The organism is Paenibacillus sp. J5C2022 (genome assembly GCF_025567625.1).
Classification (GTDB): Bacteria; Bacillota; Bacilli; order Paenibacillales; family Paenibacillaceae; genus Pristimantibacillus.
Genome location: NZ_JAOQJC010000055.1, coordinates 36,646 through 50,067, shown reverse-complemented (window position 1 = coordinate 50,067; position 13,422 = coordinate 36,646). Strand labels below are relative to the sequence as shown.

At 49.2% G+C, this 13,422-nt stretch carries 9 protein-coding genes; all 9 read right to left on the bottom strand.

Features of this window, described 5'->3' with window-relative positions; translation table 11 throughout:
* Window positions 1-252 precede the first annotated feature (252 nt).
* The 9 genes from M6D81_RS28610 to M6D81_RS28570 all read right to left on the bottom strand — a co-directional run bounded on the left by M6D81_RS28610 (window position 253) and on the right by M6D81_RS28570 (window position 13,409).
* Window positions 253-1,752: an ABC transporter substrate-binding protein gene (locus M6D81_RS28610; protein ID WP_262680735.1), complete on the bottom strand. Its 1,500-nt coding sequence runs from the start codon at window positions 1,750-1,752 to the stop codon at window positions 253-255.
* Window positions 1,753-2,093: 341 nt separating this feature from the next.
* On the bottom strand, window positions 2,094-2,471 hold the full coding sequence (locus tag M6D81_RS28605; RefSeq protein WP_262680733.1) for an ArsR/SmtB family transcription factor: 378 nt from the start codon (window positions 2,469-2,471) through the stop codon (window positions 2,094-2,096).
* A gap of 50 nt (window positions 2,472-2,521) precedes the next feature.
* Entirely contained in the window at window positions 2,522-3,643 is a 1,122-nt protein-coding gene (locus M6D81_RS28600; RefSeq protein ID WP_262680744.1) for a glycoside hydrolase family 88 protein, read from the bottom strand.
* A 59-nt stretch (window positions 3,644-3,702) separates the two neighbouring features.
* Window positions 3,703-4,941 (bottom strand): alpha-L-fucosidase, encoded by a 1,239-nt coding sequence (locus M6D81_RS28595; RefSeq protein ID WP_262680732.1) that lies wholly within the window; start codon window positions 4,939-4,941, stop codon window positions 3,703-3,705.
* A 64-nt stretch (window positions 4,942-5,005) separates the two neighbouring features.
* Window positions 5,006-6,583 (bottom strand): response regulator transcription factor, encoded by a 1,578-nt coding sequence (locus M6D81_RS28590; RefSeq protein ID WP_262680742.1) that lies wholly within the window; start codon window positions 6,581-6,583, stop codon window positions 5,006-5,008.
* Between the two features lie 11 nt (window positions 6,584-6,594).
* Window positions 6,595-8,325, bottom strand: coding sequence for a cache domain-containing sensor histidine kinase (locus M6D81_RS28585; protein WP_262680741.1), 1,731 nt, complete (start codon window positions 8,323-8,325; stop codon window positions 6,595-6,597).
* A gap of 123 nt (window positions 8,326-8,448) precedes the next feature.
* Window positions 8,449-10,749 (bottom strand): glycoside hydrolase family 95 protein, encoded by a 2,301-nt coding sequence (locus M6D81_RS28580; RefSeq protein WP_262680730.1) that lies wholly within the window; start codon window positions 10,747-10,749, stop codon window positions 8,449-8,451.
* Between the two features lie 225 nt (window positions 10,750-10,974).
* Window positions 10,975-12,381: an ABC transporter substrate-binding protein gene (locus M6D81_RS28575; protein ID WP_262680728.1), complete on the bottom strand. Its 1,407-nt coding sequence runs from the start codon at window positions 12,379-12,381 to the stop codon at window positions 10,975-10,977.
* A gap of 191 nt (window positions 12,382-12,572) precedes the next feature.
* On the bottom strand, window positions 12,573-13,409 hold the full coding sequence (locus tag M6D81_RS28570) for a carbohydrate ABC transporter permease (protein ID WP_262680727.1): 837 nt from the start codon (window positions 13,407-13,409) through the stop codon (window positions 12,573-12,575).
* Window positions 13,410-13,422 lie beyond the last annotated feature (13 nt).

The window sequence follows — 13,422 nt, the reverse complement described above, 5'->3', positions numbered from 1 at the left end:
TGGCTGCATACACTGGAGGCGCGAGCGCACGGGATTCCGTCAATTTAGAGTTGGCTGCATACACTAGGGGGCGAGCGCACGGGATTCCGTCAATTTAGTGTTGGTACACTATACTGGTGTCCGCACACCCCTTTTCGGCGCTCCAGTGTAAATCGGCTTGCACGTGACTAACCACTGGCTTCGGATAGTCAACTCGAAATTTATCTCATGAAAAAAAGAAACGGATGCGCGCATCCGTTTCTTCTGTCTTCATTATTTATTGTTGGCCAGCCACTCGTCAAGCTGCTTCTGCATCTCGGCCATTACCTTATCGAAGCCCGCTGCTTTAAACTTCTCAATCGCCTTTGGCAGGTACTCTTCAGGATCGACTGTACCCGTCATAAGCGCAGTCCAAAACTCCTCCTTCACGTTGGAAAGCGTAGCCAGTTCTGTCGCTACCGGAGTCGCGTCGAAGTTGAAGCCAAGCAGTGGAGCAGACTTGCCCGCATCGTTGAACTCCTTGAATACTTCCCACTTGTTCTCAGGATCGGACGGATTCAAATATGTCAGCATGATGTTGCCAAGAGAGAATGTCGGCATATCGTAGTTTTTGTTCTCCGGCAGGTTCTCCATGACGTTGTCGCTAACTTTCTTGTAATGCACGCCTTCGATGCCGGAATCCACCATATTGCGCAACACAGGGTCTGTGTTGAGCAGGTTCAAGAATTCCATAGCTTTCTCAGGATATTCGGAGTTGGCCGATATTGCTTGCATGGAACCCATGACGGACCAGTTGAACACATACGGCTCACTTTGCGGCGTGGAGACGACCGGGTACCCTTTTTGCGACCAGAGATTGTCTGCGAACGGCTGAGTAGTCGCTTTATCTGCGAACCACTTGCCTGTCGTTTGAATGTCCGTCAAGGAATCCAGCGTTGCCGCTTCCGTAGGCAGATAGCCGGCTTTATAGTATTTATGCATCGTAGTCAACGCTTGCTTCATCTCTTCCGTTTCCAGCACGTTCACAATTTTGTAGTCCGTCGTATTGAGCGGAACGGCGAATGGCATCGCTTCGATGACATAATCGTACGGAATATACGGTCCGAAGGATTTGTCCGCCGCGAACGGGATGATTTCAGGCTCAAGCTCTTTGATTTGTTTCAGCAGCGGCTCCAGACTTTCCAGTGTGTATACGCCATCGAAGCTCAGATTGTGCTTATCCAGCAGATCCTTGTTGAAGCGCCACACTTCTTGCGCAGGCAGCTCTTTATTGGCGGGAACACCGTAATTTTTGCCGTCTACTTTCGAGCCCTCCAGGAATGCAGGGTCAAGCGTGTCGACGATGCCCTTGCCATGCTCCTGCAGCAGCTCCGTAATATCGTAGAATGCTCCTTTGCGCGCGTTCTGTACATAGTTGAACGCCCATGAAGAAGTGAACATAATGTCCATCGGCTCGCCGGAAGCGGTCATGACCTGCATTTTTTGCGTATAATCGCCCCAGTCGATCATGTTCATTTTTACCGTAACGCCGATTTTTTCTTTCGTGTATTTGCTTACTTCCTCCATGACGCGGTCGACGTCCTTCTGAGGAGTACCGATTGTATACCAGATCAATTCTACAGGCTTTTCGCTGTTGGCGCTTTCATTTTTACCCTCATTTTTGCTGCCGCTATTGTTTTTCTCGCCGCTGTCCTTTCCGCATGCGCTTACAATTAAGGCAACGGACATGATCAGGACCAGCATGGACAGCCATCCTTTTTTTGTTTTCCCCATTTTCATATACCTCCTAGATGTGTAATCCTTATCCTTGCACCCGTTTCAACCAGCTTTGGGCTACTTCTACATTAAATCATGTAAGCCGTTACAAATAGGGGACATATTAAACATTACATCTCCAAACTAAACTTTCGTATTGGAACAAGGCAACACATCATTGCAAACAATGGATAATGCTGCAAAATCGCCCCGCAAGGCGGGGCTTTGCTTCGAAGCTTGCTCAGGGTACTTTGCGGAGACCCCGGAACTTGATAAATTAAAAAGCCGCGAGACCGCATCTCCCTTTTGCAAAGGAAATACGGTCTCGCGGCTGCGAAAGCCTAAAACTATGCAATGTCCTAATTATGCTTCAAATGCTGCAGCGTCAGCAGAAACAGCTGCTCCACATGATCGTCGTCAAGCGAATAAAATACGGTCTTCCCGACTTTGCGGCGCTTCACGATACGCATATTGCGCAGCAGGCGAAGCTGATGGGATACGGCGGACTGCCCCATACCCAGCACCTCTGTCAAATCATGTACGCACAGCTCGCATTGCTGCAGCGCGTGGATGAGGCGAATGCGGTTCGGATCGCCGAGCGCCTTGAACAAGTCCGCCAGCTGCGATGCGGTGGCATCGTCAACCAGCTTGTCCCTCACTCTGGCGACATCCGCTTCGGAGCCGCCGCATGTATCGTCGCAAGCCGCCGCTTGCCCCATTACACTCTCTTCGATCATAAGACCACCAACTTTTATCTAGTTAGATGCTATTATAGCATATTGCGGTCCTATTCGTACCAGTAGCCCTTATGCCCCTTCGTCAGACGCATAAGCGCCTCCATATAGTAATAATCGCCCCAGATCATATAATCGTCCGGCGAATTGTCCGCTCGCACGCTGTAGGAGCCGCGCTCCAGCAAGCCCTCTGCACCCGGCTTGCCGATCGTCGCATAGTGCTTGATCAGCCCTTCCATGGAACGGTTCAGTCCTTCCTGCAGCCAGCTGCGGTCGGGATGATCCTCGGCCAGCCCCTTAAGGAGCTCATGAATGCCGCATACGGTAATGGCGGAAGCGGAGCTGTCGCGCTTCGTATCTTCGTTGATCGGCGCGTTGAAGTCCCAATAGACGACGCCGTCCTCCGGCAGACGCTCCAGGAAGTGGAGGGCCATCCGAATCGCAGTCTCCTGATAGACGGCATTGCCCGTGTTGACATAAGCCAACGCGAAGCCATATACACCCCAAGCTTGTCCGCGAGTCCAAGTAGAACTGTCAGCATACCCTTGAGCAGTGCCGCCACGGATCGCCTCGCCCGTCTCCTGATCGAAGTAGAACGTATGATAGCTGGAATCGTCGCCGCGCACCAGGAAGCGTCTGCTCTTCTCCAGATGCTCCATGGCGGCATCCACATAGCGGTTGTCGCCCGTCTGCTTCGTCGCCCAGAACAGCAGCGGCAAGTTCATGAGACAGTCAATGATGATGCGACCTCCGCTTACCTCGTCGCCTTCGCGTCCCCAGGCTTGAATGAGACGTGACTTCGGTCTCCACCGCTTCATCAGGCAGTCTGCCGCTTCCAGCGTCAACGCCCGCGCCGCTTCATCCTTCTCAATCATCCATTGCGCCTTGGCGGACAAAGAATACAAGAAGCCGATATCGTGATGATCCAGTACGACATTGTCCTGCATCCGCTTGCGGAAGCTCTCTACCGTTCTTGCCGCCGCATCTCGGAACGCCTCGTCCCCCGTCTGCTCGTAGCCAAGCCATAGCATGCCGGACCAGAAGCCGTCCGTCCAATCCGTATTGTCGTTGAGCAGATACACATCATCCTTGCTGACATGCGGGAACTGATCGCCGAACCGGGCGATATTGGCTTTCGTTTTCTCTACTGCATCCTGCAGCGCCATATGCAACATTTCATTCATGGTTATCGTCTCCTCCTATATATTGGGCCTACTTACACAGCGGCACAGTATTATTCACAGCAATAAACAGCAAGCTGTCTAATGACGGGATTTGCGGCTGATTCCGTTATACGCAGACGAATAGCGTCAACACATACAGGAGCTATTCGGTCGATCCTCTTATGTCCGATCGCAGTGCCTTGCGACAATTCCTTCCATTCGTCTCCATATCTTCCTTCCAGTACATATTGACGGATTCGCTCACCATAACGAATATCCTCCATCGCTATGATATGGTCAATTAACGTTGCTCCCTCTAGCTCCAGCACAACTTCATCGCCTTCACCGTGCGTCTCTGCAATTGGTTTGGCGAATCTTCGGCGTACCTCCTCACCGAAGGCGAGTACACGCTCCATATCCGCCTCCGGCATCAAACCTCGGTTATCCGGTGCTACATTCAAGAGCAGTGTAGCCCCATGTCCGATTGAACGATAATAAATATCCATCAGCGATTCCAGCGACAGAATGCGATCCTCTTCGCCGGAGCGCCAGAACCAGCGGCCTTCACGAATCGGCACATCGCATTCCGCCGGCACCCATTGCGGCGTCTCCGGCAGCCATTGCAGAGACTGGTCGCTAAACATACTGATTTTGGCGGATTCCGCCGTATTCCAGCATGGATATGGCGCCAATCCGTCTTCGTTGCCGACCCAACGAATCGTAGGAGCTCCCATATTGAAGATCATCGCCTCAGGATGATGCTGCTTTACCATACTTATAATACTTGGCCAGTCGTATTCCCTGCCTTCCGATCCCGCACCATCGAACCATAATTCCACCAACGAACCGTAGCCGGTCAGAAGCTCCTCCAACTGCTGCAAATAAAATTGGTCATAAGCGGGCTTATTAGAGTAACATGGCTCATGACGATCCCAAGGCGAGAGGTAGAGGCCGAAGCCGATCCCTTCTTCCTTGCAGGCGTCCGCACATTCACGAACTACGTCACCTTTGCCATTCTTCCATGGACTAGAGGCAACAGAATAATCCGTTGTCGCGGTCGGCCATAAGCAGAATCCGTCATGATGCTTGGCTGTCAGAACAAAGTAACGAAATCCCGCCTGCTTGGCCGTCCTTACCCATTGACGGGCATCCAGCCCAGTCGGATGGAAGAGTTCCGGGGAATCCGTTCCTTCACCCCATTCCTGACTGCAGAATGTGTTCATGCCGAAGTGGCAGAACATTCCCATCTCATAATCCTGCCAACGCAATTGATGCTCTGTAGGGACGGGCAAACTTACCGATCGTGTCATCCATGCTTCCTGCCTCTCTATGCCTTGTATGTTTAAATACGACTTATTCCACCTGGCTACCATGCTACTTGATCTTCTCTCGCAGCTCGGTGGGTGTCAGGCCGGTATATTTCTTGAATACTTTAGAGAAATAGCTTCTCTCGTAATAGCCCAGTTTCGCGGCAACAAGCTCAACCTTCTCATCGCTGTTGCGGAGCAGCTGCTCTGCCACCCCGACCTTATAGCGGTGCATGTAGTCCGTAATATTCATGCCCGTCAAGCGCTTGAAATACCTGGAGAAGTAGCTGGGGTTAAGCCCCAGAAAGTGGGCGATATCGATGGAGCTGATATTGTCAGACATATGGCTCATAATATAATGATCGATCGCTTGCAGTTTCGGCTCCGAGCGCTTTGAATGCTGCGGCTTGTCACTTTGCTCCATCAGCTCGTTCATCCTCCACCTTAACAGGCCGATCAATTCATCGCTGCTCATCGCCGCATCCAGCGACAGATAGAACAACTCGTCTTTCGCCCGAACAGACAGCTTCACCTCCAGCGAGCGCATCAACTCCGTACAGAGCGCAATCCATTCCAAAGGCTGAACGAACTTCTCCGAAGCTTCCCTTCCCATCTCCTCAAGCAACTTCATGACGGCACCTTCGGTACCTTCCAATGCGGCACTCTCCACTTTTTTCACACAAGCCTTCAGACTTCCCGGAACAGGATATAGCAGACAATGGCGGTCCCACCGCCACAACAACAGGTCAGTGCCCTTATAAAACAGCTGCCATCGTTCCCGTTGCCATCTTTTGTACGCATCCGCTATGCCGCCAAGCGTAAGCTCAGACATGCAACAGACAAATCTAATCTGAATCTTCAGGAATGACTCAACCTGACGCTGCACTTCCACCATATACCGCTCCATATCCTGCTGTGGCGTGCCCGTTCCCGTATTGCGATAATTCATCAGCACCATCAAATAGTCTCTATATCGAAATGCGCTGATTCCTTCATGCCGTTCAGAGATTTCCGAAGCTATGTTGTACACCGAATAACGCAGCAGTTCCATATCCTTTTGCGCATATCGTCCATAGAGGCTGGATTGCTGTATATGCCCTATGCCCAGCTTGAACGAAGGGTAACGCCACTTCACGCCCAAACGGCGGGCATATTGAACGGCAGCCTGTTCGTCTGTGCCGCCTCCCGCCAATTGATCGAAGAACGAAGTCTTGAGCACATCCAGATTGCGAATGAAATCCTCCTGATACGAATCTCGCGCTTCTTGCACGGCATGCTGCTGCAGTGCTTTCATAGACTTGAGCAGCGTCTCCTCCAGCTGCGATGCGAAGAGCTTGTCCTTCAGCAAATATTCATCAGCATTCATGTTCATCGCTTGCTTCAAATATTGGAACTCCTCATGGCAGGTCAGAAATACAATTCGGACATCGGGCTTCATCCGCTTGAATTGATCCGCGAGCTGAAGCCCGTTAATCTGTGGCAGCCCAATATCCGTGATGACGATATCTGGTTGTTCCTGCTTGAATAGTTCCAATGCCTTGACGCTGGAGTACGTCTGCAACAACTTGCTTATTCCAAGTTCATCCCACTGGATCAATCCGCTCAAATATTTCAGCATCAACGCGTCGTCATCGATTAGCAGCACTTTATACAAGCTTACCACTCCTTATCCGTTACAGAATGGATGACCGGGAAGCTTAGCATAACCGTTATGCCGGCATCCGCATTCGCCACTATATGCATACCCGCTTCGGAGCCATACAGCAACTTCATTCGCTTCAAAATATTATTCAATCCGATGTGGTCAGGGTCTGCGCTGTCCGGCAACTCAGCTTCAAGCAGCTTCCGGTTCATAACCGTCATCTCAAGCTCCGTCATGCCGACTCCGTTATCCGATACCGCGATCTCAAGCTTTCCGTTGCTAATTCGGGCTTGTAGCGTAATGACGGGTTTAATCTCCCGTTCGACGAAGCCGTGTACAATCGCATTCTCTACAATCGGCTGCAGCAGCAGTTTCGGAATCTGGCAGCGCCCCGCCTCGTCACTGAAATCCGCTCGCCACTCAATCGACATATCACTTCGCATCTCCATCAGACTGACGTAATGGCAAAGTATCTCGCATTCTTCACTCAACAAGGAAGGCTCCTCCAGCTTCAAATAATTGCGCAGCAGCGTCATCAGCGAATTGACTTTCTCGCTGTGAGCGGCGTCCTTGTTCATAATCAAACTGATCTTTATCGCATTAAGCGTATTGAGCAGGAAATGGGGCCTTATCTGATTCGCCAGTGTATGAAGCTCCATCCTTCGCTTCTCATCCTGCTCCGCTCTTATATCTGCGATCAGCGCTTCGATCTGGTCCAACATATCATTAATCGTTCGCCCCAGATGGTTCATCTCATCATTGCCCGTCACCAGAAAACGCATGGATCGATTGCCACCGCCGAATTGCGAGGCAATGCGCTGCAGCTTGTGAATCGGCTTATGCAGAGTTTTGGCAACAAGCATGGATAACAACAAGAACAGAATCATGGAAACGGCGACAATAATACCGCTCACGTAGAAGGTTTTGTTTAATTGGCCGACTACGTCATGCTTCGATGTCTCGAATACAAGCGTCCAATTAACGATCGGTATGACCGCGCTGTCACGTATAGTAGCCTCGTCGTCTTGACGTGTGAGAAGAACGTCTTCGGAACCTGCAAACAGATTCCCTTCGCTGTCAAATAAAGCAAACTTTCCCCTCTCTACCGGCTCGAACAGCGCAGTAAAGTATTTTTCCGAGATCCCGATATTCAGTACCGCCAGCAAGCGGCCGGTACTCGGATCCGTAATGATCCTGGAGCCGTAGAAATATTTCTCCGGATTCCCTTCGGCGGATACGGCTCCCAGCCATTGAAAGTGATGTCCCAACGTCGTAAACGACTCCTTGGCTCTAATTTCCCTCCAATGCTTCTCTAATTGCACCATATCATTCCCCATTCCGAAGAAACCCGGCGTAGATATAATCAGACCTTGTTCATTAGCGACAAACAGATGAATATGATCAAGCGTCGCTTCGAACGACACGAGTGTCAAAAGACTTTCAATACCGCTATAAGTTGTATAATCCTGGTAACTGTTAATGCTGCCCAAGGTTGCGTAATGCTTATAGTAAGGCTTTAACAGATCATTCTCCGTGAAAATAAGAGATGCATATGACAAATCGTTAATCGTCTCCGTAATCTCTTTCTCCATTAATTGCAGAATGCTTTTGTTCGTCAATTCGATATTATCCATGTTGGACTTCTTATTCAGCACATAGGATATTATCGACACCGTTATAATGGGCAGCAGGATCAACATAATGAAAGATAGCTGAATTTTACGATAATAGGTACTCCGAAACATTCCTTTCACATCAATCACCTGCCATATTCACCATTATAGTAACCTCCTGGCCTGTTAGATAGAACGATTTTTAGGCTTAGGGGTAAAATTTTGACTTTCCACCAGTGGTTGGATGAACCAATGTCAAAAGTCCGCCGGGCTCAGTCGATAGCTCTGTCCTCCGACCATTCGCAACAGCAGAGTTCCTCGTTCCGTACATTGCTCATCAGTATCACTTGCAAGGCTGTGACGTGTATACCTTACGATACATTCTCTGTCTGAACTGGCATGAATAACGGCCCAGTCCAGCTCCCCATCCTTCCACGCTATGTCCACAACACAGCCTCCTCTGGCACGCAATCCAGTCACCTTGCCCGTACGCCAGACTGTCGGCAGAGCAGGCAGTAAGCTGATTTCCTCTCTGTGCGACTGCAGCAGCATCTCCGCAATTGCCGACGTGCCTCCGAAATTGGCGTCAATCTGGAACGGCGGGTGATCACCTAACAGATTAGGGTGTACGGAATGATGGAGCAGCGCCTTCAAATGCTCGAATGCCATATCCGCTACTTTCAGTCTGGACCAGAAGTGGATGATCCATGCCCGACTCCAGCCGGTATGGCCACCCCCGTGGGCTAACCGGCGTTCCAGCGAAATTCTTGCAGCTTGCGCAAGCTCATGATCATGACCAGGCGATATCTGCTCGCCTGGATACAAGGCAAACAGATGAGAGATATGGCGATGACCCGGTTCCGTCTCTTCATAATCCTCCGCCCACTCCATCAAGCCGCCATTCTTCCCGATACATGGCTCAGGCAATTTCTCAAGCGCTTCCCGCAGCCGACGACCGAACTCCTCATCCATCTGGATAATGCTGATCGCATCAAGACTTGCCTGGAATAAGGCATAGGCGATCTGAGAATCCATAGAAGGACCGATACATAAACGGCCAATCTGTCCTCCAGGCAGCCTGTAACTGTTCTCCGGCGATACGGAAGGTGCTGTTACCAACCGTCCTTCCTTGTCTTCGACGAGAATATCCAGAATAAATTCTGCAGCTTCCTTCAATATCGGGTAAGCCCGTTCTCTCAGGAATGCTTCATTCATGCTGTAACGATAATGCTCCCATGCGTGTAAGGCCATCCAGGCTCCGCCCATCGGCCAAATAATTGCAGGCATGTAGAGTCCGACAATATCGGTCTCCGCCCACAGATTGGTTGCGTGATGGGCAACGAACCCTCTCGCCCCGTAGACCTCACGTGCTGTCTCCCTACCGGTCTCCCGCATTCGGTCCAGCAGATCGAATACCGGCTCGTGGCATTCTGCCAAATTGCAGGATTCGGCTGGCCAATAGTTCATCTGGAGATTTATATTCAGATGATAATCGCTCTCCCATGGCGGCGTGTAGCTCTCGTTCCATACCCCCTGCAGGTTGGCTGGCAAGGTTCCCGGTCGGGAGCTTGAGATTAGAAGATAGCGGCCATATTGGAAGAACAATGCCATAATACCGTTATCCTTATCCCCTTTCTGCAGACGACTTAATCTTTCATCGGTTGGATATGCACCAGGCTGACTATTCTGATCATTGCGCTCGTCCTCTCCTAGTTCGAAACTAACTCGATCATACAAACTCCGGTAATCTTGAATGTGATCATTCCGGATAACTGCATACTCTTTAGCCGCAGCCACTTCAAGTCTTCTTAAGCATTCTTCATGCGGATCCTTGAACCGGAAAGTCGTCGCGGCGGTTACGTAGAATGTGACATTGTCCGCTGCTTCTATAGACAGAAAATCTCCTGTCGCGAAGACGGTTCCTCCCGTAGCTACAGCTTTGACAACTGTACAGTAGTGAACACCATCCGGTCCGCATTGCCCAGTCATGAATACCGTATCAGAACCTCTCCTGCCTATTGCACCATCAAATGGCCGTCGCCCCAGATTGGTGCTTACGGTTATTCCACCGGGGACATCTGCGGTTAACCTCAATACAATAACTTGATCCGCATAACTGGCAAACGCCTCCCGTTCGTAATGAATGCCCGAGACATCATATTTCAGTTTAACGATGCCTTCCTTAAGATCGAGCTCACGCCTGTATGATTCTGCTTCTCCAGACACGCCATGATAAAATAACTTCAAGTCCCCTAATGACTGGTACGGTCCGAAGTGTTTCGGAGCTGAGGTGAGCGTCATGCGTGCCAATCGTTCAGCTTCCTCAGGCTTTCCCTGAAAGAGAAGGTCGCGAATTTCCTTCATTCGCTCGCCCGAATCCGGATTTCTGCGTTTAATAGGCCCTCCATACCAGATCGAGTCCTCATTCAATTGAATCCGTTCCTCCAGAATGCCCCCGAATACCATAGCGCCGAGCATTCCCGAGCCGATTGGCAATGCCTCTTCCCATTTTGACGCTGGTTGTCTGTACCACAGTTTCTCATCCAATTGGTTCATAATCCTCACCTCAGATATTTTTTCTTACATCCACGCAACGCAACGGCTTTTTCCTGTTTCCCATTATAAATACATCCGTCAAGCCAAAATAGTAAGATTCAGAGCCAATGTGTGTGTTTTATTAACTTTCCGGTCAGGATTGCATTCATGCAAACAAAAATACGTTCCTAAGAGGGCTAGACCCGCTTGGAACGCATTTTTGCAACGCGTAAGTTTTTATATCGGTTATTTCGTATTCTCTTCGATGACTTTCGTTGCTTCCTCTACCATCCACTTTTGAATCTCGTCAACAGACCCTTCACCCAGCATGAATTTGCTGAAACCGTCAGCTTGTATTTTGCCAAGTTGCGAGCCGAAAGTAGTCAGAACCTTAGAAGCATCCAGATATTCGATTTCATCTCCGAACAAAGTGCTTTTCAGGGAATCAAGATCATACATCTCTTTGTTTTCACCAGTCATACGATCAAGGATTGGATTCGGATCGGCTTTCTTCCAGCCAGAGAATTCCGCTCTGTGTTCTGATTCAACAGTAGTCAAGAACCGCATCAGCTTAAAGGATGCAACTTTATGCTTGGAGGTAGCTCCCATCGTCAGATGTCCTCCGCCGACAAAGTATTTCCCGCCTTCGTAATCCTTAGGTTGTGCGTTTGCCGGTGGCAGCGGAACCGGTGCAAATGCGGTAACGAAATCATGCGGATATTGCTCTTGATTGCCTGGATCTGGTATCATCCAGCTGCCCGTCAAAATCATGGCTGCTTCTTCATTAAAGAATTCTGTACGGTAATTCAGTTTCGCTGCCAGCACATCTGCGTAAGTTTTCGTCGACTTGTCAATTGTCTCCATATCCTTGCGGAGCTGGAAGAAATATTTGAATGTTGGATCAGAGTAGTTTGTTGTTCCATCTTCATAACGGAACGGGTCTCTCATAACCGTCTGTGCGGGAGGATTCATATACAATTCCCACGTGTGGAAGTAACTTCCGTAACGTTTGTCCACGCCTTCACCTTTGGTCAGCTTTTTCGAATATTCGCGAAAGTCATCCCAAGTCCAGCCATATGTTGGCACGGGAAGACCAGCTTCATCCAAAGCATCTTTGTTCAACAGAACAAGCTGATAACCAGTAGAATATTGCATGCCATAATATTGGTCATCGATTTTGGGATTAACCAGATATTCGTCTTCCGGTACAAGACCGTCCTTCTCGTAAAACTCATTCAATGGCTCCAAAGCACCTCTTGCCGCTCTCTCCACTACAGCGCCAAGACTTGGTACGCTGATAACATCGATCGCTTCTCCGGAAGAGATCAGGAAGTCCAATTTCTTCAACATCTCTACGGAGTTACCCGGAACGAGCACTACATGCTCTACTTTAATGTTTGGGTTTTCTTGCTCGAATTCATCCAGCAAGGCCCGAGTATTGTCCGCAGTTGCCTCATTATCCCAATTGTAATACTTTATCGTGACTTGCTCGTCAGACTGCTTCCCATCTTTCTGAGAATTGCTTGGTGTCTCGGAGCCGCCGTTATTTTGCTTGGAATTGTTGTTTGCCGAGTTGCCGCAGGCGCTTAGTACCATGACAAACGTAAGCATGACAGCGAGCAACCACGTCATATTTTTGTTCTTCACTTGCATTTCCCCCTCGTAATCATAAATTGTAATCGTTTTCTGTTGACTATTATAGTTTGTTGCCGGAAACTCAAAGGGTATTATTTTTAGGTGAATGGTGTAAATATTTGACCTCTTTCATTGTTCTTGTTCCAATGCCAACAAATTATACACATATACGCCTTAGTATACTGCAATTCAACAAATGGTCGGGATCGTTAGCCTTTCACGCCGCCTAGAGCGATGCCGTTAATTACCTGCTTCTGCAAAATAACAAAAACAATCAATAACGGAATAATAGCCGAAAGGGATGCCATCATCATAATAGCGTAGTTGTTCGTGTAATCATCCCGGAACAGCGACATGCCTAGCGGTATCGTATACAATTCCTTGTCCAACAGGAAAATAAGTGGATTCTGGTAGTCGTTCCAGGTCCAAATAAATTTGATAATGGCGACGGTTGCCAGTACCGGCTTACACAATGGCAGCATGATCGACCAAAAAATTCGGAAATAACCCGCCCCGTCGATCTTGGCAGCCTCGATGAAATCATTGCTTACGCTCGTCATGAATTGGCGCAGCAAAAACGTAAAGTAAATCGAGAACATGTCCATCAGAATAATCGCCGCATGCGTATTATACAACCCCATCCATCTGATAAGCATAAACCTCGGAATCAACGTCGCCTGCGCCGGAATAATCATGTACGAGATCAATGCAAAAAATACCATGTCACGCCCCCGAAAGCGCAGCTTTGTAAACGCATAGGCCGCCATTGACGATATGACAAGAGTGATAAGCGTAACGCTTAAAGCGATTTTGATGGAATTAAAATAGAACAAATAAAACGGCACCTTGCCCATCCAAACAGTCTTGAAATTATACACGACATTAATCGTTTCAGGTATCCATTGAATCGGAAACCGCATGACGTCCTTTTCAAATTTGAACGCCGACGACAACATCCAGATAAATGGTACCAGGAAGAAGATGGAGAGTCCTCCCATAATAATGGTTACGATAACTTTCGACATATTTTTTTTCAATACTAACATCTGATCTCCCCCT

Excerpts from the sequence above, each read along its gene's own strand:
- M6D81_RS28570 (WP_262680727.1), bottom strand. The coding sequence starts at position 13,409 with ATGTTAGTATTGAAAAAAAATATGTCGAAAGTTATCGTAACCATTATT.
- M6D81_RS28575 (WP_262680728.1), bottom strand. The coding sequence starts at position 12,381 with ATGCAAGTGAAGAACAAAAATATGACGTGGTTGCTCGCTGTCATGCTT.
- M6D81_RS28610 (WP_262680735.1), bottom strand. The coding sequence starts at position 1,752 with ATGGGGAAAACAAAAAAAGGATGGCTGTCCATGCTGGTCCTGATCATG.
- M6D81_RS28585 (WP_262680741.1), bottom strand. The coding sequence starts at position 8,325 with ATGTTTCGGAGTACCTATTATCGTAAAATTCAGCTATCTTTCATTATG.
- M6D81_RS28580 (WP_262680730.1), bottom strand. The coding sequence starts at position 10,749 with ATGAACCAATTGGATGAGAAACTGTGGTACAGACAACCAGCGTCAAAA.
- M6D81_RS28605 (WP_262680733.1), bottom strand. The coding sequence starts at position 2,471 with ATGATCGAAGAGAGTGTAATGGGGCAAGCGGCGGCTTGCGACGATACA.
- M6D81_RS28600 (WP_262680744.1), bottom strand. The coding sequence starts at position 3,643 with ATGTTGCATATGGCGCTGCAGGATGCAGTAGAGAAAACGAAAGCCAAT.
- M6D81_RS28595 (WP_262680732.1), bottom strand. The coding sequence starts at position 4,941 with ATGACACGATCGGTAAGTTTGCCCGTCCCTACAGAGCATCAATTGCGT.